The organism is Pseudomonas sp. Q1-7 (assembly GCF_028010285.1).
Lineage (GTDB): Bacteria > Pseudomonadota > Gammaproteobacteria > Pseudomonadales > Pseudomonadaceae > Metapseudomonas.
Genome location: NZ_CP116304.1, coordinates 4175889 through 4197807, shown reverse-complemented (window position 1 = coordinate 4197807; position 21919 = coordinate 4175889). Strand labels below are relative to the sequence as shown.

The window sequence follows — 21919 nt, the reverse complement described above, 5'->3', positions numbered from 1 at the left end:
TTAGAGTCCTCGGTCGAACGAGAGCGGCATGCTAATGGCGCCGGTATTGCCACTGTCGGGCAGCCATTTGACCTCGCCGTTGTAGGTCGGATTACGCAGGCGCTGGGCGAGCAGGCTCAGGGCCTCGGTCATGTCGCCGCGGGCGATGAAGTGGCCGATGCAGTGGTGGGCGCCGGCGCCGAAGCCGAAGTGCGGTTGGCGTTTGGCGGTGATATCGAAGCCGGGGTTCTCGAAGGCTTTCGGATCAGTGCCGGCGGCCTGGCTGAAAAGGTGGACGGTGGTGCCCTTGCGGATGTCCAGGCCCTGGAAATTGAAGTCTTCGAGGGCCTCGCGGGTAACCCAGGTAACGGTGGGGCGTACGCGCATCACTTCTTCGACGGCGGCCCGGGCCAGGTCGGGTTGCTCCCCGAGCAGCTTCCATTGGTCGGGGTGCTGAACAAAGGTGTCCATGGCCAGGGCGATCTGGTTCCGCGTGGTATCGATGCCGCCAAAGATGGCGAGGATGATCATGTCGTACAGCTCCTGGTCGCTCAGGGCTGCCTTGTCTTCTTCGTTGGCCCTCACCAGCATGCTCAGGAAGTCCTCGCCGAGGCCGTTGCGCTTTAGGGTCTCGACCGCCGTCTTCGCATAGCCGTACATCTTGTCGGTAGCCGCGTTGATTCGGGCTTCGTCCTGCTTGAAGGTCACGCCCAGGGCCAGGCCCATATCCACCGCCAGTTCGGCCAGGCCGCGCCATTCACTGCGGGGCAGGCCCAGCAGCGAGCAGATGACCTGGGTCGCATAGGGTTCGGAGAACTGGGAGACGAACTCGCATTGGCCGGCATCGATGAAGCCATCGATGATCTCATTGGCCATTTCCTGGAATTCGGGGGTCATCTTGCGCACCAGCTTGGGCGAGAAGGCCGGATTGGCCAGGCGCCGCAGACGGGAGTGATCGGCCCCTTCGCGGCTCAGCAGCATGCGCACCCACCAATCCGCGAAGCTGCCGGTCGCCTTGTTATGGGCGGGCCAGGCATAGCTGCCCTGGCGCAGGTGCTGGTCACGGATCAGGGCGTTCACTTCGTTGTAGCGCAGCACCGCGATGCCATAGGGCGTGCGGGCGAACCAGCTCTGCTCGCGCGCCCGGGCAACCGCCTCGGAGCGCATGGAGAAGGACGGATCGGCCACATCAAGATATGGCGCGGCCTCGAGTGTGGTTGGGGCACTGGATGACATTTAGACACCTCCGATCTTGTTAAAGGCTTCTGGGGCGGCCCCTTTCGGGCTCAGCGCTATGCCGTTTGTTCCTCCCGGCAAGGCCTCGGGTGGCCTTCCCCTGGGAGGGGATGTCTTCAATTTAAAATATGGTTTCATATCTTTCAATAGAGTTTTTGCCGCCCTCAGTCTGAAAGCGTTGAGCGAAAGGTGGATTAGGCCCCCTTGAACGTCTACGGGTGGGGGCTGAGAAGGTGATTTATGGTGGGCATTGGCAGAATAAAATCTTTAAGATATGGTTTCATAAGATTTATTCTGCCAAGGACCTCCCATGAAACCAGCCCGCGCCGTAGCCATTATCCATTCCGAAACCGACGTGGCCGGCAGCCTCCCGGACCTGTTCGCCGATCTCGGTATCCGCCTGGACGTCACCCCGGTTTCCGCTGGGCTGCCGGATCCGGTGAGTCTGGAGATGGCTGTTGTGATGGGCAGTCCCGAGTCCGCCTACGACCACCGGCTGCCCTGGCTCGCCCCTGAGCTGGCGTGGCTTCAGGCGGTGCAGGCGCGGGGCGTGCCGACCTTGGGAATCTGCTTCGGCAGCCAGCTGCTGGCCCGTGCGTTGGGGGGGCAGGTCTATCGGAACGTGGCGCCGGAAATCGGCTGGACGACCTTGGAGACCCCCGATGGCTGGGCCCACAAGGGGCCTTGGCTGAACTTCCACTTCGACGCCTTCACGCCCCCACCCGGCGCCACGCTGCTGGGCAAGACCGAGCTGGCGGCGCAGGCCTATCGCATTGGGCGCGCGATGGGCGTGCAGTTCCATCCCGAAATCGATGCACGGATGTTCGATACCTGGACCGCCTACTGGCGCGAAACCGAGGAGGGGCGGAAGTTCCTTGCGTCGGCCGGCGATCTGCCAGAGCGCATGCGCATGGAGATCGAGGCTCGTGAGCCGGAAAACCGCGCCAACTGCATGGAGTTGCTCCACGACTTCCTGAACCACATCTGAGGCCTGCCTCGGTAAATCCCGGATCGGTGACCGTTCGGGGACATCTAGCGATGCCGTATCACTACAAGAGGAAAGCTCCATGACCACCCTGACCCGTGCTGACTGGGAACAACGCGCCAAGTCCGTGCAGATCGAGACTCGCGCCTTCATCCATGGCGAGTACACCCACGCCGTTTCCGGCGAGACCTTCGACTGCATCAGCCCGGTCGATGGCCGCCTGCTGGGCAAGGTCGCCAGTTGTGACCTGGCCGACGCCGAGCTGGCGGTGAAGGATGCCCGCGCGGTGTTCGAATCCGGCGTGTGGTCGCGCCTGGCACCGGTCAAGCGCAAGGCGGTGATGATCCGCTTCGCCGAGCTGATCGACGCCCATGCCGAGGAGCTGGCCCTGCTGGAAACCCTGGACATGGGCAAGCCGATCGGTGATTCCCTGAGTGTCGACGTCCCGTCCGCGTCCCGCGCCATCCGCTGGAGCGGCGAGGCCATCGACAAGATCTACGACGAAGTCGCCGCCACCCCGCACAACGAGCTGGGCCTGGTGACCCGCGAGCCGGTGGGCGTGGTCGCCGCCATCGTGCCGTGGAACTTCCCCCTGCTGATGACCTGCTGGAAGCTCGGCCCGGCCCTGGCCACCGGCAACTCCATCGTCCTCAAGCCGTCCGAGAAGTCGCCGCTGACCGGTATCCGCATCGCCCAACTGGCCATCGAAGCCGGCATCCCGGCCGGTGTGTTCAACGTGCTGCCGGGCTTCGGCCATACCGTGGGCAAGGCCCTGGCCCTGCACATGGACGTCGACACCCTGGTGTTCACCGGCTCCACCAAGATCGCCAAGCAACTGATGATCTACGCCGGCGAATCCAACATGAAGCGCGTCTGGCTGGAAGCCGGCGGCAAGAGCCCGAACATCGTCTTCGCCGACGCCCCTGACCTGCAGGCCGCCGCCGAAGCCGCTGCGGGCGCCATCGCCTTCAACCAGGGCGAAGTCTGCACCGCCGGTTCGCGCCTGCTGGTGGAGCGCTCCATCAAGGACAAGTTCGTGCCCATGGTGGTCGAAGCGATCAAGGCCTGGAAACCGGGCAACCCGCTGGACCCGGCGACCAACGTCGGCGCCCTGGTGGACACCACCCAGATGAACAACGTGCTGTCCTACATCCAGGCCGGCCATGACGACGGCGCCAAGCTGGTGGCTGGCGGCAAGCGCGTGCTGGAAGAAACCGGCGGCACCTACGTCGAGCCGACCATCTTCGACGGCGTGGACAACGCCATGCGCATCGCCAAGGAAGAAATCTTCGGCCCGGTGCTGTCGGTGATCGCCTTCGACAGCGACGCCGAAGCGGTCGCCATCGCCAACGACACCATCTACGGCCTGGCCGCGGCGGTGTGGACCAGCAACCTGTCCCGCGCCCACCTGATCGGCAAGGCCCTGCGCGCCGGCAGCGTCTGGATCAACCAGTACGACGGCGGCGACATGACCGCGCCCTTCGGCGGCTTCAAGCAGTCCGGCAACGGCCGCGACAAGTCGCTGCACGCGTTCGACAAGTACACCGAGCTGAAAGCGACTTGGATCAAGCTCTGAACAACGAGCTCCGACCGCCCGCGATAAATGGCTCGATTAAGGGCCGGAGATCCTCCTCCGGCGCCTTGGCGGGCCTGCCCGAGTCCAGTCCCCCGGAGTCCCGTTTCATGAACCAGCCAAAACCTTCCCTCGCCGAGAAGGACGTCCAGCATCAACTCCATCCCTACACCGACGCCCGGTTGCATCAGGAAGTCGGGCCGCTGATCATCGAGCGTGGAGAGGGCGTCTACGTCTTTGACACCCAGGGCAAGCGCTACCTGGAGGCCATGTCGGGGCTCTGGAGCGTGGCGCTGGGATTCAGCAACGAGCGCCTGATCAAGGCGGCGGAGCAGCAGCTGCGCACGTTGCCGTTCTATCACCTGTTCAGTCACAAGGCGCATGCCCCTAGCATCGAACTGGCCGAAAAGCTGATCGAGCTCGCGCCCGTACCGATGAGCAAGGTCTTCTTCACCAACTCGGGATCGGAAGCCAACGACACCGTCGTGAAGATGATCTGGTACCGCAACAACGCCCTCGGCAAGCCGGCCAAGAAGAAGTTCATCAGCCGCCTGAACGCCTACCACGGCATCACCACCGTCAGTGCCAGCCTCACCGGCCTGTCCGCCAACCAGCGTGGATTCGACGTGCCGTTGTCCGGTTTCCTACACGTCAGCTGCCCGCACCATTACCGCTACGCCAAGCCGGACGAAACCCAAGAGCAGTTCGCGGATCGCCTGGCGGCCGAACTGGAGAGCGTCATTCTGCGGGAAGGCCCTGAAACCATAGCGGCGTTCTACGGCGAGCCGCTGATGGGGGCCGGTGGCGTGATCGTGCCGCCGCGTACCTACTGGAGCAAGATCCAGGCCGTGTGCCGCAAGTACGACATACTGGTTGTCGCCGACGAAGTCATCTGCGGATTCGGGCGTACCGGCAGGATGTTCGGCAGCGAGACGTTCGGCATCCGGCCGGATGTCATGGTCGTCTCCAAGCAGTTGTCGTCCTCGTACCAGCCCATTGCGGCCATCCTGATCAACGACGCAGTCTTTCAGGGTATCGCCGACCAGAGCCACGCCCTCGGTACGCTCGGACACGGGTTCACCGGGAGTGGTCACCCGGTTGCCACCGCCGTGGCACTGGAGAACATCAAGGTTATCCATGAAGAACGCCTGGTCGAGCACGCTGCCGAAATGGGCGAACGGCTTCAGGTCGGGTTGTCCCACTTCGCCGACCACCCCCTGGTGGGCGAAGTGCGTGGCTGCGGCCTGATTGCCGCCGTGGAACTGGTCGCCAATCGTGAAACCAGGGCACCAATGGATGCGCTTGGCAGGCTGGGCCGCTACCTGGCCGGACGTGCCCAGGAGCACGGCATGATCACCCGGGCGATGGGCGACTCGATTGCATTCTGTCCACCCCTTATCGCTACAAAGTCGGAGATCCAGCTCATGTTGGAGACCTTTGGCCGTGCCCTTGATGACACCGAGCGCTGGTTCGACCACAGCCGTATGCGGACGTCTTGAGAGCAAGTGGCCCGGTTGATCGAGCCCATGTGGCCGCCAATCAGTCATCCCTGCTTAGCCCCGCATCCGCGGGGCCTTTTCGACGAACGCAGGATTGGTTGAAAGTCCGCTCCAGGTATTAAAGCTGTTCACTTAAGAAAAGCGCTGCGCTCCCAAGAGGGGGCGCGGCGTTTTTCATTGTCTGTCTATTAGCTTTCGCGGGTCGAGAGATCCACCGTGGCGAGCGCAAGCCCTCGCGGGAGTTCACAGTCGACGCGCTGCAGGTGAAGGAAATCCGCAAGGCCACCGGCCTGACCCAGGCCAAGTTCGCGGCGATGATCGATGTGCAGCTCGGCACGTTGCGCAATTGGGAACAGGGTCGACGCGAACCCACTGGCCCGGCCAAAGCACTGCTGCGGGCCATCCACAACGACCCTAAGCACGTCATCCAGGCACTGTCTCACTGAGCCTGTGGGCGGGTCGATTTCGACACTTCTTCGACACCACCAAGCCCCAGAAACGAAAAAACCCCATAAATCAGGGGCTTAGTCAGGGGATTTTGGAGCGGGCGAAGGGAATCGAACCCTCGTCATGAGCTTGGGAAGCTCAGGTAATGCCATTATACGACGCCCGCGAAGGGTGCTCTTTTTACCAGAAGCGGCGGGCGAGGTGAAGCCCGGGGCGGTCACAAGTTACTGAAAGATACTTGCACACGCCCGGGCGGCCACGCGTTCAAACGGCCATGGCCTGGTAGTCGGCGACCTGCGGGCGAGCCTTGCCCTGATTGGCCGAAGTCTTGAGGAAGCCCAGCATGGCTTGCTGGGTCTGCAGCCAGCCGGCCTTGTTCTCGACGTCGACGAAGTGGCCGGCGTTGTCGATGATGGCGAACTGGCAATCGCGCACGTGCTTGGCGAAGTGGCGGGCGTCTTCGGCGGAGGTGTACTCGTCGCGATCGCCGTTGATGAACAGCAGCGGGATGTCGACGTTGACCAGGCAATCCACGTAGCAGCGCGAGTCCATGTTCAGCACCTGACGGATGTGGTGGTGCATCTGCAGGTATTCGTGTTCGTCCAGGTTGGCGCAGTGCTTGTGGTTGAAGCGCTGGTACAAGCCCGGCAGGTGCTTGCCGATGGTGTTGTTCACCAGATTGCCCACCGCGTCGCGGTCGATGGTTGCCAGGCAATCCAGGCCGCGGGTGAGGTAGTCCATCATCGGTTCGTTGAGGATGGGCGAGAAGGAGGTGACGACGGCCTTCTTGATGCGTGCCGGGCACTGGGCCAGGGCGAGCAGGGCGGAGACGCTGCCCCAGGAGAAGGACATCAGGTAGTCCACCCGGAAGTGCTCGATCAGGTGGAGGAGGATGTCGGCCTCGGTCTCCTTGCTGATGAAGCGGGTGTTGTCGTTATGCGGCTTGGACTGGCCGGCATAGGGCTCGTCGAAGAGCACGACGTTGAAGTGCGGTTGCAGGTATTTCACTGTCTGCGCGAACGAGGCGGTCGTCGACAAGGAGCCATTGACCAGAATGATGGTCTCCTTGGCTTCTGGGTTGCCGTAGAACTCCGTGTGAACCTTGTACTGGCTGTGAATCTCGACGATGGCGGTTTCCGGCCTCATGTCGTTTCCTCCTGGCGCAGATGGGTCATGCGAGCCCTCTCAACGGCTTGGCCCGCTCTAAGTCTTGGCAGTAGGAAAACGCCTTTCGATGACAAACAAGTGTCAGGCGAAGATTTTAAAAATTCTTTATTTTTCAGGCGGTTAGTTCGAGAAAAGACGATGGGCTCCGGCGCGTTGAAGGGCGTCGGAGAGCGTCTTCTAACCAGGCAGGGAACCTACGCGTGCAGAGCACAAGGAATCGCAGGGAACGCTTAGACGGCCAGGCTGACTCTTTGGTCACGCTTTGACCTTGTGTCCGATTTAAGCAGGCCATCTTTTCACCCGCAAGTTCATTGAAAGGAAAAATTCTTGCAGTTCGTCGGGTTATTTCGATCCCGATGTGACTCGAGGAGGATCAAGCTAAAAGCAGGCCACTTCCGCATCGGTAAGTGACCGGTAGTCGCCCGGCTGCATGTGCGGGTCCAGTTTCAGCGGTCCGACGCTTTCGCGGTGTAGTCGCACGACGCGATTGCGGAAGTGGCCGAACATGCGTTTGACCTGGTGGTAGCGACCCTCATGGAGGGTCAGGCGGGCGGCGCGGGTGCCGAGGATGTCCAGCTGGGCGGGGAGGGTGGTGAGGCCTTCGTAGGCGAAATAGAGCCCTTGGGCGAAGGTCCGGACGCATTCGTCGGCGATGGGGTCCTCGGTTTCCACGTAGTAGACCTTGGGTTGCTTGCTGCCGGGCAGGGTGAGGCGGCGCGACCAGTGCCCGTCGTTGGTAATCAGCAGCAGGCCGGTGGTGGTGAGGTCCAGGCGTCCGCCCAGGTGCAGCTCGTGCTTGTCCGGCTCGTCGAGCAGGTCGAGCACCGTGGGATGTTCCGGGTGTTCGGTGGCGCTGACATGGCCGGACGGCTTGTAGAGCATGAAGTAGCGGGCCGGCTTGCCGGCCTGGAGCAGGCGTTCATCCAGTTCGATGCGGTTGAATTCGCGGACCTCGTGACGTCCGTCGGCCACCGGCCGCCCATCCACCCGAACCCGACCGGCGGCCAGCGCCAGGCGCGCATCGAGGCGGCTGAGCTCGGGAAAATTGCTCAAGAATCGATCAAGGCGCATCAGTTTGGTGCGTTGGGGGCAGGGCCTGGGCGCAGCGCGGGCAGAGGCAGGCGCGGTCGATGTCCTGTGGCGGGATGGATTCGAGCACGGCCGGGTCGATCTTCGCCGAGAAGCACCAGCAATCCATGTCGGCACGGGCCGGGTCGGCCAGGCTGCACTGGTTGCTCTGGCCGCAGAGCGGGCAGCGGGCGGGGTCGGATGGGGTGTTCATGAGGCGGCTTCAGGGTGGCAAGGGCGCAAGGGTGAAGCCTGCGGGGCCGGGCTGCAAGTCCGCGCCGATGGGCGCCATTTTCCCGATGATCGCGCGGTGGCCGGCGTTGCTGTCCGGCGCGGATCGCCTAGGCTCGAATAGAAAGGTGAAGATGCCGGAAAGCGACAAGGCCGGATTCACAAAGTCTGAAGACCCCTGAGAAGCTGACGCATAATCGCGGTCTATCGATTCTGTCACCCACATTCAGAGCAGAGCTGCCTCGTGTCCACCAACATCACTGTCGTCAACAAAGCCAAGGCCTGGTCGGCTCATGGTGTCACCGCCACCGGCGTCGTACTGGCCCTGATGGCCATTCTCGCGCTGTTCGACAATCAGCCCCGCGATTGCCTGCTCTGGCTCGGTGCCGCGCTGCTGGTGGACGGCCTCGATGGCACACTTGCCCGCCGGGTGCAAACCAGCACCATGCTGCCGAATTTCGACGGCTCCACCCTGGACCTGGTAATCGATTACCTCACCTACGTGTTCATCCCGGCGATCTTCATCTACCGCTACATCGACCTGCCCGAGCACACGGCGCTGGTGGCGGTGAGCCTGATCCTGGTGTCGTCGCTGTTCTGCTTCTGCAACCTGAACATGAAGAGCAGCGACAACTACTTCGTCGGCTTCCCCGCGGCGTGGAACGTGGTGGCGCTGTATGTCTGGATCATCGAACCGCTGCCGGTGGTGAGCCTGCTGCTGATCTGCTTCCTGGCCGCGCTGACCCTGACCAGGCTGAAGTTCCTCCACCCTTTCCGGGTGCGCAAGCTGATGCCGCTGAACATAGTGGTCACCTTCGTGTGGATGATCAGCAGCATGTTCCTCATCCTCCAGCACCCTTTCTACAAATCCCTGGTGCTGGGCATCTGGTGGTTCGCCTCGGCCTACTTCGTGGGCATCTGCCTGTGGCGCAGCCTGCTGGACTGGACCCACAAGCTGAAGGCCTGACGACCCACGCTCACAGAGCCACGCCGCGCGGATGCTGCAGCGCGTCGCGAGCCGACGGGACTCCTGCCTCGCTCGATGGAAACGGAGAGCAGGCAGGGAGACAGCGGTTGGAATTGTTTAGCCGTCACTGAACCAAAGATAGGAAAACCTGAATTTTAATCACCCTTGACGCCGTGCGAGCCTGCCGGGCATTCCAATAACACGGCTTTCCCCCATGGGTTGTCCCACTCCGCACCAATCGCTGCTGGCCGCCACGCCCCTCGGGCCGGTGCGCGCCGCGCGTGGTGCTCCCGGAGTCGCACCCAAGGTCCAGTTCTTCCGCAAGTGGGCCTCCCGTCTCCTGATCTCCCTGCCGCTCGAACTCGCCTTCTGGGCGCTTTGGCACTGCCGTCACGCTCGTCCGCCGGATAGCGCCCGCGCCTGATTCCGGCCACCGACGAGGTGGCCAAACCTCCCCCAGAACGAGATTGCTGTCCCTTGCCCCAGATGGCGAGGGCTGTTTGCGTGCCCTGCGGCACTAAAGAGAGCGCCATGACCTTTGCCAGCGTGCAGGAAGCCCAGGATTTCCTTGAGCAGAACCCGGACATCGATGTCTTCGAACTCTTCATTCTCGACGCCAACGGCGTGCCGCGCGGCAAGCTGCTGCACCGCGACGAGCTGTTGGCCGTCTACGACAGCGGCCGGCCGCTGCCGAGCACCATCCTTGGCCTGACCCTGCACGGCGAGGATGTGGAAAACTCCGGGCTGGTCTGGGATGTGGGCGACATCGACTGCCGCGCCTACCCGCTGGCCGGCAGCCTGGTGCGCCTGCCCTGGCGCAAGATGCCCACTGCGGCTGTGCAGGTGAGCATGCACCCGCAGGAAGGCATGCCCGCGGCCATCGCCGACCCGCGCCATGTACTGGTGGAGGTGATCGAGCGCCTCAAGGCCGATGGCTATCACCCGGTGATGGCCTGCGAGCTGGAGTTCTACTTGCTGGACCAGAAACGCGACGCCGATGGCCGCCCGCAGCCGGCATTGGATGCCGACGGTCATCGTCCGCGCGGTACCCAGGTGTACGGCCTGCGTGAGCTGGAACAGATCGAGCCGTTCCTTGCCGATCTCTATGCCGCCTGCAAGGCCCAGGGCATTCCGGCGCGCACCGCCATTTCCGAGTACGCCCCCGGCCAGGTGGAAATCACCCTGGAGCACGGCGATGCCCTGGAAGCCATGGATCAGGCCGTGCGCTACAAGCGCCTGGTCAAGGGCGTGGCCCATGCTCACGGCATGCAGGCCTGCTTCATGGCCAAGCCCTTTGCCGAGATCGCCGGCACCGGCATGCACATGCACGTGAGCCTGGCCGACGCCGAAGGCCGCAATCTGTTCGCCAGCGAAGACCCCGCCGGAACGCCGCTGCTGCGCCAGGCGGTGGGCGGCATGCTGCAAAGCCTCCTGGACTCGCTGCTGCTGTTCTGCCCCAACGCCAATTCCTACCGCCGCTTCCAGGCCAACAGCTACGCGCCGCTGGCGCCCACCTGGGGTGTGGATAACCGCACCGTGAGCCTGCGCGTGCCCGGCGGCCCGGCCAACAGCCGGCACATCGAGCACCGTATCTGCGGCGCTGACGCCAACCCTTACCTGGCCGCCGCTGCCATCCTTGCCGGCATCCATCGAGGCATCCGCGAGAACCTCGACCCAGGCGACCCCATCGAGGGCAACGGCTATGCCCAGGCCAAGGAACTGCTGCCCACCGAGTGGCTGACCTCGCTGCGCGCGCTGGAGCAGTCCAGCTGGGCGCGGGATGCCTTCGGCACCGCTTTTCTCGGCGTCTACCTGGCCGTGAAGCGCGCCGAGTACCGCCAGTTCATGTCCGAAGTGGGCGAGCAGGACTGGCGCTGGTACCTGAACCAGGCCTGAACCGACGAAGATCGTTTCTGTTTTCGTGGGGGCGAATTCATTCGCGAATCGCTCCCCGCTGTTGATAAGGCCCAGGTGGCCAAGAAGGATTCACCATGACCGCTGCATTCAAACACCCGCTGCCCGCCGCCGAGCGTGCGCCTTCTTATTACTCCGCGTCGCTCAATGAAGAAACCGCCTACCCGACCCTGGAAGGGGAGGTGAATGTCGACGTCGCCATCATCGGCGGCGGTTTCACCGGCGTCGCCACGGCGGTGGAAATGGCCGAGCGTGGCTACAAGGTGGCGCTGGTCGAGACCCACAAGATCGGCTGGGGCGCCACCGGGCGCAATGGCGGCCAGGTCACCGGCAGCCTCTCCGGCGACGCTGCCATGCGCAAGCAGATGGGCCGTTTCCTCGGCAAGGATGTGGATGACTTCATCTGGTACCTGCGCTGGCGCGGCCACGAGATCATCAAGAACCGGGTGGCGAAGTACGGCATCCAGTGCGACCTCAAGCACGGTCACCTGCACGCGGCGATGAAGGCCTCGCACATGGATGAGTTGAAAGCCTCCTATGAAGAGGCCGTGCGCCGTGGCATGGCCGACGACGTGACCCTCCTGGACGCTGCCGGCGTGCGCGAGCACCTGGATTCCGACCTCTATGTCGGCGCCATCAAGAACACCCGCAACATGCACCTGCACCCGCTCAACCTGTGCATCGGCGAAGCCAGGGCGGCCGAGAGCCTGGGGGCGCTGATCTTCGAACACTCCGAAGTGCAGGACATCCTCCATGGCGATCGCCCGGCGGTGATCACCAGCCGCGGCCGCATCAATGCGTCGCAGGTACTGCTCGCTGGCGACGTGTACCACAAGCTGGAGCGCAAGCAGCTCAAGGGCATGATCTTTCCGGCCATGGGCGGCATCGTCACCACCAAGCCCCTGGGCGACCTGGCCAAGCAGATCAACCCCCAGGACCTGGCCGTCTACGACTGCCGCTTCGTCCTCGACTACTACCGCATGACCGGCGACGGCCGCCTGCTCTTTGGCGGCGGCGCCAACTACTCCGGGCGCGACTCCCGCGACATCGAAGCCGAACTGCGGCCCTGCATCGAGCGCACCTTCCCCAGGCTCAAGGGTGTGGAGATCGACTTCAAGTGGAGCTGCGCCATGGGCATCGTGATCAACCGCATCCCGCAGCTGGGCAAGCTGTCGAAGAACGTCTGGTACTGCCAGGGCTACTCCGGCCACGGCGTCGCCACCACCCACATCATGGGCGAGGTCATGGCCAATGCCATGAGCGGCAGCCTGGAGAAGTTCGACACCTTTGCCCAATGCCAGCACATCCGCGTGCCGCTGAGCGAGCGCCTGGGCAATCACATGCTGGCACTAGGCATGTGGTACTACCAGATGCTGGAAAAGCTGCGCTGATCTGAATTTCCAAATAGCTGTGCGTCTTTAGCCGGCCTCGCGCCGGCTTCTTTTTGTCCGGTGATTGTTCAGTGGGTGTGAGTGCCTGCCGAATTGGGCCACTGCGTGGCCTTTCGCGAATGAGCTTGAGGTGAATTGGGGGAGCGATTTCAATCGCGATGCAGGCTCCCCGCATCTCGGTTTGTTCCAGATATAAAACGCTGTTTTATGTGTAGAACAGCAACGCCTGTTACTTAATGGAGCGCACCTGCTCCGAAGTTGTGCAGTGACACCCCATTCCAGCGATGACTGACCGCGCCTCGAATCGGACCGTTTAGTTGCGTTCGTCGGGATGCTTTATCCCATCGCGCATCAACTCAATCATAACTATTTGATTTTAAAGGTTTAATACTCGAAACAAGGGTCCTCTTTCTTGTGCCTTTTTCCTGGCACGCCTTCTGCAAGTTTCATAAGCAAAACAGTGTTTCGTATATGAAACAAGTGTGAGGCCACTAAGAAGATGAGAGCCACCTCGTTGAGTATCTACACCTCAGAAAAGCCGCAGGGCGCGTCCAAGGCGGATGATGCCCGCGTCGAGATCGAATTCCGGGGTGTCACCAAGCGTTTTCCGGTCAAGGGAAAGGCCGAGCCCACTGTCGCGGTCCAGGGGCTGAACTTCAGCATCCGCAGCGGGGAGATCGTGTCCATCATCGGTCCGTCCGGTTGCGGCAAGAGCACGCTGTTGAACATGGGCTCCGGCCTCTATACCCCCACCGAGGGCGAGGTGTACGTCGGCGGTGAGCGGGTCACCGGCCCGGTGCGCAAGGTGTCCTTCATGTTGCAGAAGGACTTGCTGATGCCCTGGCGCAGCATTCGCCGCAACATCGAGCTGGGGCTGGAGATCGAGGGCCGTCCGGCCGCCGAGCGCCGCGCCATTGCCGAGCAGATGTTGGATAAGTGTCACCTCAGCGGTTTCGGCGACCACTATCCCTTCCAGCTTTCCGGTGGAATGCGCCAGCGCGCCGCGCTGGCCCGCACCCTGGCTACCGACCCTCAGGTGTTGTTCCTGGATGAGCCGTTCTCGGCCCTCGACGCCCAGACCAAGATGATCCTCCAGCAGGACCTGGCGCAGATGCTCTATGAGCAGAAGAAGACTGCCCTGTTCATCACCCACGACCTGATCGAAGCCATCGCGCTGTCCGATCGCATCCTCGTCATGAGCGCCCGCCCGGGAAACATCATCGAGGAAATCGAGGTGAACTTGCCCCTGCGCGACAACCCGCTCGAACGCCGCAAGCTCCAGGAGATCGGCCCGCTGGCCGGCCGCCTGATGACCTTGCTCAAGGTCGGCGAAGACTCCGAGCTGCACTGACCGACCCATCGACCCGAATCCTCAACAGGAGCTGCAGATGTTCAAGTCCCTGATCAACGCCTCGCTGTTCTCCCTGGCCGTGGCTGCCGGTGCGTCCGCGCAAGCCGCGCCGAAGGAAATCACCTACCTGCTGCCCGCGCCGCCGAATTCGCCGGCTTTCGCGCCCTGGATCATCGCCCAGCACAAGGGCTACTACGCCCAGCAGGACCTCAAGGTCACCTTCGTTGCCGGCAAGGGCGGGGTGGACGTGGCCAAACAGATCGGTGCCGGCAATGCCCTGGTTGGCGGCGCCATCGGCGATACCCCGATCATCGTCCGCGCCAACGGCGTGCCGGTGAAGGCGGTGGCGGTGCTGGGCGCCAGCGGCGTGACCATGATCGCCACCGACGGCAAGGCCGGCATCAACAGCGTGAAGGACCTCAAGGGCAAGACCATGACCGTCATGTCCTACTCCGACACCACCTACTACGCACTGCTGGCGTCCATGCGCAAGGCCGGGCTGAACAAGTCCGACGTGGAAGTCCAGGCCGCTGGCCCGTCCGGCGTCTGGCAGCTGTTCTCCGCCGGCAAGTCCCAGGCCATGGCTGGCGTGCCGGACTGGGTGGTGAATGCCGAGGACGCTGGTCTCGATGTGAGGCTGCTGCCAAGCAGTGAAGTGTTCGAAAGCATGGCCCAGGCCATCCTCGCCTCGGAAGAGGCCATCGAGAAGCAGCCCGAGGTGGTGCAGGGCGTGGTCAAGGCCACCCTCATGGGCATGCGCGACATTATCGCCGATCCGAAGGCCGCTGCCGCCACCTTCGCCGAGGCGGTGCCCAGCTACAAGGGCAAGGAAGCCGGCCTGGAGAGGGTCCTGCGCCTCTACGTCGAGCACGTCTACGCCAACCAGCAGCCGCTGGGGCGCATCGACCCGCAGCGCCTGGACAGGGTCCGCGCCTTCTACGTCAGCGAGGGCATCGTCGGCCGCGACACCCCGCTGGACGAGCTCTACACCAACCGTTTCGTCGAAAACGACGGCGTGGCCGCCAAGCAATAAGGGGATCCGATGAACAGTCTGAACAAACCCATGCTCGGCAGCATCCTGCTGCTGGTCCTGTTCCTCGCCGGTTGGCAGTGGGGTCCCGGCTTGCTCGGCATGCCCGAGTTCGTCCTGCCCAAGCTGAGCCGGGTGATGGAGGAGGGCGTGGCCATGTGGCACAACGCCAACCTGATCGAGCACACCGCGATCACCACCCTGGAGATCATCGTCGGCTTTGGCCTGGGCGCCCTGCTGGGGGTGATGATCGGTGTCGCCCTCGGCCTGTCGCCGACCACCGAAGCCATGCTCTCGCCCTACATCCTGGCGCTGCAGATCGCGCCGAAGGTGGCCTTTGCGCCGCTGTTCGTGATGTGGCTGGGCTACACCGTGTACCCGAAGATCCTCATCGCCGTGCTGATCGTGTTCTTCCCGGTGATGATCAACGTGCTCTCGGCGATCCGCACCGTCGACCCGGACATGATCAACCTGGTGCGCGCCATGAGCGCCAGCCGCTGGCAGATCTTCCGCCTGGTGGAGTTCCCCTCGGCCATGGCCGCGCTGTTCTCCGGCCTGCGCATCGCCTCCACCCTGGCGGTGATCGGCGTCACCGTGGGTGAGCTGGTCGGTGGCAACAAGGGCCTCGGCTTCCTGCTGGTGGACTCGGAAGGGCAGGGCAACACCGCTGGCGTGTTCGTCGCCATCGTCATGCTCACCCTGATCGGCGTGCTGGCCTACAGCGCGGTGGTCTGGGCCGAGAAGCGCGTCCTGCACTACCTGCCCAAAGCCAACCTGAGCACGGTGTGAACGCCATGAGCCTGAACTCCCTTCTCAGCGGCCGCCGCGTGCTCATCACCGGCGGTGCCCGTGGGCTCGGTTTCGCCTTCGCCGAGTCGGCGGCCCGCGCCGGCGCCCGGGTGGTGATCGCCGACATTCTCGAAGATCGCGTGCAGCAGTCCGCCCGCGAGCTGGAGAGCCAGGGCCTGGACGTCAGCGGCATGGCCCTGGACCTGGCCGACCCGGCCTCCATCGAGCGCTGTGCGGCTGAAACCGTCGAGCGTCTCGGCGGTCTCGACGGCCTGGTCAACAACGCCTCCATCACCAACTCCGGCGGCAAGGGCTGCGAGGAGCTGGCGATCGAGATGTTCGACCGCGTGCTGCAGGTCAATGTGCGCGGCACCTGGCTGATGACCCGCGCCTGCCTGCCGGCCCTGCGCGAGTCCGGGCGCGGCGCGGTGGTCAACCTGGCCTCCGACACCCCGCTGTGGGGCGCGCCCAACCTGCTGGCCTACACCGCCAGCAAGGGCGCGGTGATCGCCATGACCCGCAGCCTGGCCCGCGAGCTGGGCGCCGACGGCATCACCGTGAACGCCATCGCCCCCGGTCTGGTGGAGGTGGAAGCCACCCAGTACGTGCCCGCCGCCCGCCACCGGCTCTATCGCAACCAGCGCGCCCTGCAGCGCGGCCAGGTGCCCGACGACGTCTGCGGCGCGGTGCTGTTCGCCCTTTCCGACCTTTCCCGCTTCATCACTGGACAAACCCTGCCGGTCAACGGCGGGTTCGTCATGCCCTGATCAGGAGGACACCATGACCGATCTGAACCAGAACGCCCCGAAATCCTGGGACCGCCCCGAAAGCGCCAGCTTCGAGGAGTGGTGCAACACCCGTATCGCTCGTTACTCCACCCGCAAGTACGACTGGAACGCGCTGAAGTTCCAGGCCGACTACGACCCCAAGTTCCGCCGTGCGCAGATGCGTTACATCGGTACCGGCGGCACCGGCGTGGCCAGTGACATGAACACCATCCCGTCCGAGCACTTCACCTTCTCCACCATGGTGATTCCGGCCGGCCACGAGGGCCCGCCGCACCTGCACATCGACGTCGAAGAAGTGTTCTTCGTCCTGCGCGGCAAGCTCAAGGTGGTGCTGGAGAAGGACGGCGAGCGCTTCGAAACCATCCTCACCGACCGCGACGTGATTTCCGTGCCGCCGGGGGTTTACCGCGAAGAAATCAACATCGGCGACGAGGACGCGCTGATGTGCGTGATGCTCGGCGCGAAGAAGCCCATCACCCCGACCTACCCGCCGGAGCACCCTCTGGCGAGCATCAAGCGCTGAGGCCGACGATGAACATGGCGCAGACCCACATCCCCGCCCCGAGCCTGCAACAGTGCTTTCCCGAGCGCCTGGTGCCGCTCGCCGACGGCGCCCGTGTGGCCATCCGCGAGTGCGGCCAGGGCCCGGTGGTCGTGCTGCTGCACGGAATCGGCTCGGGCTCGGCGTCCTGGCTGCATTGCGCCCAGCGCCTGGCCGCCGGGAACCGGGTAATCGCCTGGGACGCGCCGGGCTACGGCCTGTCCACCCCGCTGCCGCAGGCCCGGCCGAAGGCCGCCGACTACGCCATGCGCCTGGAGCTGCTGCTGGACGCGCTGGGCGTGGACAGCTGCCTGCTGGTGGGCCATTCCCTCGGCGCGCTGATGGCCACCGCCTATGCCGCTGGCATCGGTGCGGCGCGGGTGCGCCGCCTGGTGCTGCTCAGCCCTGCCCGTGGCTACGGTGCCGAGGAACTGCGCGACATCGGCGCGCAGGTGCGGCGCCAACGCTTGGACAACCTGGAGCGCCTGGGCATCGACGGCATGGCCAGCGAGCGCACTGCGCGCCTGCTGGGGCGCCGGCCGAGCGAAGACGCCCTGGCCTGGGTGCGCTGGAACATGGCGAGGCTCAATCCCGGCGGCTACCGCCAGGCCGTCGAGCTGCTTTGTGGCGACGACCTGCTGGGCCATGGCGTGCCGGTCGCACCCTGCGAAGTGCATTGCGGCGAGGACGACGGCATCACCACGCCCCAGGCCTGCGGCGCCATCGCCCACCTGCTCGGCGCGTCGTTCTCGCTGATTCCCGGAGCTGGCCATGCCAGCCCCATCGAACAACCCGAAGTGGTCGCAGGACGCATCGGCCACGCGCAACGCCACTCTCTTGAGGGAACCGCCAATGGATAAGCCCGACGATCAGCAAGACAAGTACATCGTGCCCGGCCTTGAGCGCGGCCTGCTGCTGCTCTGCGAGTTCAGCCGGAAGAACCGCACCCTGTCGGCGCCGGAGCTGGCGCGGCGCCTGAAGCTGCCGCGCTCGACCATCTTCCGCCTGCTGACCACCTTGGAAACCATGGGCTTCGTCAACCGCATCGGCAACGAGTACCGCCTGGGTATGTCCGTGCTGCGTCTGGGCTTCGAGTACCTGGCGTCGCTAGAACTGACCGAGCTGGGCCAGCCGCTGCTGAACCGGCTGTGCGACGACATCCGCTACCCCTGCAACCTGGTGGTGCGTGACGGCCGTTCCATCGTCTACGTGGCCAAGGTGTCGCCGTCCACCCTGCTGACCAGCACGGTCAACGTCGGTACCCGTCTGCCGGCCCACGCCACCGTGTTCGGTCGCATCCTGCTGCAGGACCTCTCTCTCGGTGAGCTGCGCGAACTGTATCCGGAAGAGCATCTGGAACAGTTCTCGCCGAACACGCCGAAGACCGTGCTGGAGCTCTTCGACCTGGTGCAGGGCGACCGCCAGCGCGGCTTCGTCCAGGGTGAGGGCTTCTTCGAGTCGACCATCTCCACGGTGGCCGCGCCGGTGCGCGACCACAGTGGCAAGGTGGTCGCGGCCATGGGCGCCACCATTCCCTCGGCGCATATCGAGCCGGTCCGCATCGACAGCCTGGTGTACAGCGTGCGCGACAGCGCCGACGAACTCTCGCACCTGCTCAATTACACCCCGGACAGCCACGACAACGTCACCTCCATCTTCCGGAGCAAGCAGCATGAGCCTGTGTGATCTGTCCTCAGCCGTGGCGGTGGTCACCGGCGGCTCCTCGGGCATCGGCCTGGCCACCGTCGAGTTGCTGCTGGAGGCCGGCGCTGCAGTGGCCTTCTGCGGCCGCAACGGCGACCGCCTGCGGAGCGCCGAAGCCGGTTTGCGCGAACGCTTCCCCGCCGCACGGCTGTTCGCCCAAGCCTGCGACGTACTCGACCCGGCGCAGGTGCAAGCCTTCGCCGAGGCCAGTCAGCGCGAGCTGGGCCGCGCCAGCATCCTGGTGAACAACGCCGGCCAGGGCCGCGTCTCCACCTTCGCCGACACGACGGACGAGGCCTGGAGCGAGGAACTGCAGCTGAAGTTCTTCTCCATCATCCACCCGGTGCGTGGCTTCCTGCCGCAACTGGAGGGCCAGGCCGACGCCGCCATCGTCTGCGTCAACTCGCTGCTGGCCAGCCAGCCGGAGCCGCACATGGTGGCCACCAGCGCCGCCCGCGCCGGGGTGAAGAACCTGGTGCGCTCCATGGCCTTCGAGTTCGCGCCGAAGGGCGTGCGGGTAAACGGCATCCTCATCGGCCTGGTCGAGTCCGGCCAGTGGCGCCGCCGTTTCGAGGCCCGCGAAGAGCGTGAGCTGGACTGGGCCCAGTGGACCGGCCAGCTGGCGCAACGCAAACAGATTCCCCTGGGGCGCCTGGGCAAGCCGATCGAAGCGGCCCGCGCCATCGTTTTCCTCGCATCCCCCCTGTCTGCCTATACGACGGGTAGTCACATCGATGTCTCCGGAGGTTTGTCCCGTCATGCGTAACGAAAGCAAAGTCACCGTCGGCGCCGCCATCGCCGCCTTCCTCGAACAGTGCGACGTCAAGGCCGCGTTCGGGGTGATCTCCATCCACAACATGCCGATCCTCGACGCCTTTGCCATCCGCGGCAACATCCGCTTCGTGATGGCCCGTGGCGAGGCCGGCGCGGCCAACATGGCCGATGCTTACGCCCGTACCACCGGGGGACTGGGCGTGTGCCTGACCAGCACCGGCACCGCCGCCGGCAACGCCGCCGGCGCCATGGTGGAGGCGCTCACCGCCGGCACGCCGCTGCTGCACCTGACCGGGCAGATCGAGACCCCCTACCTGGACCAGAGCCTGGCCTACATCCACGAGGCGCCGGACCAACTGACCATGCTCAAGGCCATTTCCAAGGCGGCCTTCCGCGTGCGCAGCGTCGACACTGCCATCAGCACCATCAAGCTGGCCGTGCAGACCGCGCTGACCGCGCCCACCGGCCCGGTGAGCGTGGAAATCCCGATCGATATCCAATCGGCCCTGATCAACATGCCGGCCGACCTCTCGCCGCTGCCGGTGCCGGTGGCCAAGCCTTCCGAGCAGGTGCTGGATGACCTCGCCGAGCGCTTCGCCAAGGCCAAGCGGCCGATGCTCTGGCTCGGTGGCGGCGCCCGCCATGCCGGTGAGCAGGTGCAGCGCCTGCTGGCCATGGGCGTGGGTGTGGTCACCAGTACCCAGGGCCGCGGCATCGTCCCCGAAGACGACGAGCGCTCCCTCGGCGCCTTCAACCTGAACAAGCCCGTGGAGCAGTTCTACCAGACCTGCGATGCCATGCTTGTCGTCGGCTCGCGCCTGCGCGGCAACGAAACCCTCAAGTACGAGCTCAAGCTCCCGCGTCCGCTTTACCGGGTAGACGCCGATGCCACGGCGGAGGGCCGCTGCTACCCCAGCGACTTCTTCGTCTGTGGCGACTCCGAACGGGTCCTCAAGGGCTTGGCCGATCGCCTGCAAGGGCGCCTGTCAGTGGACCCGGGCTTCGCCGCCGACCTCGCCGCCGCGCGCAACCAGGCCCGCGCCCAACTGGTGGATGGCCTCGGCCCGTATGCCTCCCTGGTGGAGCAGTTGCAGGCGTTGGCCGGCAGGAACTTCAACTGGGTGCGTGACGTCACCGTCTCCAACAGCACCTGGGGCAACCGTCACCTGAAGATCTTCAGCCCTTGCGCCGGCGTGCACGCCCTCGGTGGCGGTATCGGCCAGGGGCTGGCCATGGGGATCGGCGCGGCTGTCGGTGCGGCGGAAACCGCCCGTGGCCGCAAGACCTTCGTGCTGGCCGGTGACGGCGGCTTCATCCTCAACCTGGGCGAGCTGGCCACCGCCGTGCAGGAGCGGGCCGATATGGTCATCGTGCTGATGAACGACCAGGGCTACGGGGTGATCAAGAACATCCAGGACGCCGCCTACGGTGGCCGCCGCTGCTACGTCGACCTGCACACCCCGGACTACGCCCAGCTGTCCGCATCCCTCGGCCTGCGCCACGCCAAGGTCAGCGACCTGAAGGACTTCAGCGGCGTGCTGGATGGCGCCCTGGCCGAATCCGGCCCCTTCCTGCTGGAGGTGGACATGCTCTCCATCGGCAGCTTCAAGACCATCTTCGCCGGCCCGCCGGTGAACGAAAACAAGACCGCCAAAGCCACTGCCTGAGGCGAACGCCATGTTGCATATCACCATGATCGGTTGCGGCGCCATTGGCGTCGGTGTGTTGGAACTGCTGGAGAGCGACCCGCATCTCTGCGTCGATGCGGTGATAGTCCCGGAAGACTCCCAGGCACTGGTACGCCAGCGCCTGACCGGCCTGCGCAAGCCACCACGGGTGCTCAGCGAACTGCCGGCCGGGGCGCGCCCCGATCTGCTGGTGGAGTGCGCCGGGCATCGCGCCATCGAGCAGCATGTGCTGCCGGCACTGGCCCAGGGCATTCCCTGCCTGGTGGTGTCGGTGGGCGCGCTGTCCGAGCCGGGGCTGGTGGAGCGCCTGGAGGCCGCCGCCGAGTTCGGCGGCACCCGCATCGAACTGCTGCCCGGCGCCATCGGCGGCATCGATGCCTTGTCGGCGGCCAAGGTCGGCGGGCTGGCGTCGGTGCGCTACACCGGGCGCAAGCCGGCGCGCGCCTGGCTGGGCACGCCGGGTGAGCAGGTCTGCGACCTGGAACACCTGGCCGAAGCGCGGGTGATCTTCGAAGGCAGCGCCCGCGAAGCCGCGCGGCTCTACCCGAAGAACGCCAACGTCGCCGCCACCCTGTCGCTGGCCGGCCTCGGCCTGGACCGCACCCAGGTGCGCTTGATCGCCGATCCGGCCAGCAGCGAGAACGTGCATCAGGTGGAAGCCAGCGGCGCCTTCGGCGGCTTCGAGCTGACCCTGCGCGGCAAGCCGCTGGCAGCCAACCCCAAGACCTCGGCGCTGACCGTGTACAGCGTGGTCCGCGCCCTGGGCAACCACGCCCATGTGATTTCGATCTAGGGAC

22 protein-coding genes and 1 tRNA gene are annotated in these 21919 nt (G+C 64.8%); 18 read left to right on the top strand and 5 right to left on the bottom strand.

Annotated features, from left to right (window positions below):
- Complete coding sequence (locus PJW05_RS19460) at positions 1 to 1215, bottom strand: cytochrome P450 (protein WP_271408606.1); 1215 nt, start codon at positions 1213 to 1215, stop codon at positions 1 to 3.
- Positions 1216 to 1525: 310 nt separating this feature from the next.
- On the opposite strand from PJW05_RS19460, the gene PJW05_RS19455 reads away from it, so the two are divergent.
- The 4 genes from PJW05_RS19455 (at position 1526) to PJW05_RS19440 (ending at position 5718) form a co-directional block, all read left to right on the top strand.
- Complete coding sequence (locus tag PJW05_RS19455; RefSeq protein ID WP_271408605.1) at positions 1526 to 2203, top strand: type 1 glutamine amidotransferase; 678 nt, start codon at positions 1526 to 1528, stop codon at positions 2201 to 2203.
- A gap of 79 nt (positions 2204 to 2282) precedes the next feature.
- Positions 2283 to 3776, top strand: a complete 1494-nt coding sequence (locus PJW05_RS19450; RefSeq protein ID WP_271408604.1) for an aldehyde dehydrogenase — start codon at positions 2283 to 2285, stop codon at positions 3774 to 3776.
- Between the two features lie 107 nt (positions 3777 to 3883).
- On the top strand, positions 3884 to 5272 hold the full coding sequence (locus PJW05_RS19445; protein ID WP_271408603.1) for an aspartate aminotransferase family protein: 1389 nt from the start codon (positions 3884 to 3886) through the stop codon (positions 5270 to 5272).
- 176 nt (positions 5273 to 5448) lie between these two features.
- Positions 5449 to 5718: a helix-turn-helix domain-containing protein gene (locus PJW05_RS19440; RefSeq protein WP_271412265.1), complete on the top strand. Its 270-nt coding sequence runs from the start codon at positions 5449 to 5451 to the stop codon at positions 5716 to 5718.
- A 93-nt stretch (positions 5719 to 5811) separates the two neighbouring features.
- Here PJW05_RS19440 and PJW05_RS19435 read toward each other — a convergent pair.
- From PJW05_RS19435 to PJW05_RS19420, 4 genes are all read right to left on the bottom strand, one after another.
- Positions 5812 to 5885: transfer RNA gene (locus PJW05_RS19435), tRNA-Gly, on the bottom strand.
- A gap of 98 nt (positions 5886 to 5983) precedes the next feature.
- Positions 5984 to 6865, bottom strand: coding sequence for an alpha/beta fold hydrolase (locus PJW05_RS19430; protein ID WP_271408602.1), 882 nt, complete (start codon positions 6863 to 6865; stop codon positions 5984 to 5986).
- Between the two features lie 399 nt (positions 6866 to 7264).
- Positions 7265 to 7957 carry a pseudouridine synthase gene (locus tag PJW05_RS19425; RefSeq protein WP_271408601.1) on the bottom strand — a complete coding sequence of 231 codons (693 nt, stop codon included), beginning with the start codon at positions 7955 to 7957 and terminating at the stop codon, positions 7265 to 7267.
- Positions 7947 to 8168: a cysteine-rich CWC family protein gene (locus tag PJW05_RS19420; RefSeq protein WP_271408600.1), complete on the bottom strand. Its 222-nt coding sequence runs from the start codon at positions 8166 to 8168 to the stop codon at positions 7947 to 7949. Before PJW05_RS19420 ends, PJW05_RS19425 begins: the two co-directional genes overlap by 11 nt.
- 261 nt (positions 8169 to 8429) lie before the next feature.
- Here PJW05_RS19420 and pcsA point away from each other — a divergent pair, with 261 nt between their 5' ends.
- The 14 genes from pcsA (at position 8430) to PJW05_RS19350 (ending at position 21915) form a co-directional block, all read left to right on the top strand.
- The gene (gene pcsA, locus PJW05_RS19415) at positions 8430 to 9152 is read left to right on the top strand and encodes a phosphatidylcholine synthase (RefSeq protein ID WP_271408599.1); all 723 of its coding nucleotides are present in this window, start codon (positions 8430 to 8432) and stop codon (positions 9150 to 9152) included.
- Between the two features lie 214 nt (positions 9153 to 9366).
- On the top strand, positions 9367 to 9576 hold the full coding sequence (locus tag PJW05_RS19410; RefSeq protein ID WP_271408598.1) for a hypothetical protein: 210 nt from the start codon (positions 9367 to 9369) through the stop codon (positions 9574 to 9576).
- A gap of 107 nt (positions 9577 to 9683) precedes the next feature.
- Positions 9684 to 11048 carry a glutamine synthetase family protein gene (locus tag PJW05_RS19405; RefSeq protein WP_271408597.1) on the top strand — a complete coding sequence of 455 codons (1365 nt, stop codon included), beginning with the start codon at positions 9684 to 9686 and terminating at the stop codon, positions 11046 to 11048.
- A gap of 95 nt (positions 11049 to 11143) precedes the next feature.
- Positions 11144 to 12457: an NAD(P)/FAD-dependent oxidoreductase gene (locus PJW05_RS19400; RefSeq protein WP_271408596.1), complete on the top strand. Its 1314-nt coding sequence runs from the start codon at positions 11144 to 11146 to the stop codon at positions 12455 to 12457.
- Between the two features lie 499 nt (positions 12458 to 12956).
- Positions 12957 to 13808 (top strand): ABC transporter ATP-binding protein, encoded by an 852-nt coding sequence (locus PJW05_RS19395; protein ID WP_271408595.1) that lies wholly within the window; start codon positions 12957 to 12959, stop codon positions 13806 to 13808.
- A gap of 37 nt (positions 13809 to 13845) precedes the next feature.
- A complete protein-coding gene (locus tag PJW05_RS19390) occupies positions 13846 to 14841 on the top strand; it encodes an ABC transporter substrate-binding protein (protein ID WP_271408594.1) in 996 nt (331 codons plus the stop codon).
- A gap of 9 nt (positions 14842 to 14850) precedes the next feature.
- Positions 14851 to 15627, top strand: coding sequence for an ABC transporter permease (locus PJW05_RS19385; protein WP_271408593.1), 777 nt, complete (start codon positions 14851 to 14853; stop codon positions 15625 to 15627).
- A gap of 5 nt (positions 15628 to 15632) precedes the next feature.
- Positions 15633 to 16394 carry an SDR family oxidoreductase gene (locus PJW05_RS19380; protein ID WP_271408592.1) on the top strand — a complete coding sequence of 254 codons (762 nt, stop codon included), beginning with the start codon at positions 15633 to 15635 and terminating at the stop codon, positions 16392 to 16394.
- Positions 16395 to 16407: 13 nt separating this feature from the next.
- Positions 16408 to 16938: a cupin domain-containing protein gene (locus PJW05_RS19375; RefSeq protein WP_271408591.1), complete on the top strand. Its 531-nt coding sequence runs from the start codon at positions 16408 to 16410 to the stop codon at positions 16936 to 16938.
- 8 nt (positions 16939 to 16946) lie between these two features.
- Entirely contained in the window at positions 16947 to 17816 is an 870-nt protein-coding gene (locus PJW05_RS19370) for an alpha/beta fold hydrolase (protein ID WP_271408590.1), read from the top strand.
- The gene (locus PJW05_RS19365; RefSeq protein ID WP_271408589.1) at positions 17809 to 18642 is read left to right on the top strand and encodes an IclR family transcriptional regulator; all 834 of its coding nucleotides are present in this window, start codon (positions 17809 to 17811) and stop codon (positions 18640 to 18642) included. The genes PJW05_RS19370 and PJW05_RS19365 overlap by 8 nt, the downstream gene beginning before the upstream one ends.
- The gene (locus PJW05_RS19360) at positions 18629 to 19426 is read left to right on the top strand and encodes an SDR family oxidoreductase (protein ID WP_271408588.1); all 798 of its coding nucleotides are present in this window, start codon (positions 18629 to 18631) and stop codon (positions 19424 to 19426) included. The genes PJW05_RS19365 and PJW05_RS19360 overlap by 14 nt, the downstream gene beginning before the upstream one ends.
- Positions 19419 to 21101 (top strand): thiamine pyrophosphate-binding protein, encoded by a 1683-nt coding sequence (locus PJW05_RS19355; RefSeq protein WP_271408587.1) that lies wholly within the window; start codon positions 19419 to 19421, stop codon positions 21099 to 21101. The genes PJW05_RS19360 and PJW05_RS19355 overlap by 8 nt, the downstream gene beginning before the upstream one ends.
- A gap of 10 nt (positions 21102 to 21111) precedes the next feature.
- On the top strand, positions 21112 to 21915 hold the full coding sequence (locus PJW05_RS19350) for an aspartate dehydrogenase (protein WP_271408586.1): 804 nt from the start codon (positions 21112 to 21114) through the stop codon (positions 21913 to 21915).
- Positions 21916 to 21919 lie beyond the last annotated feature (4 nt).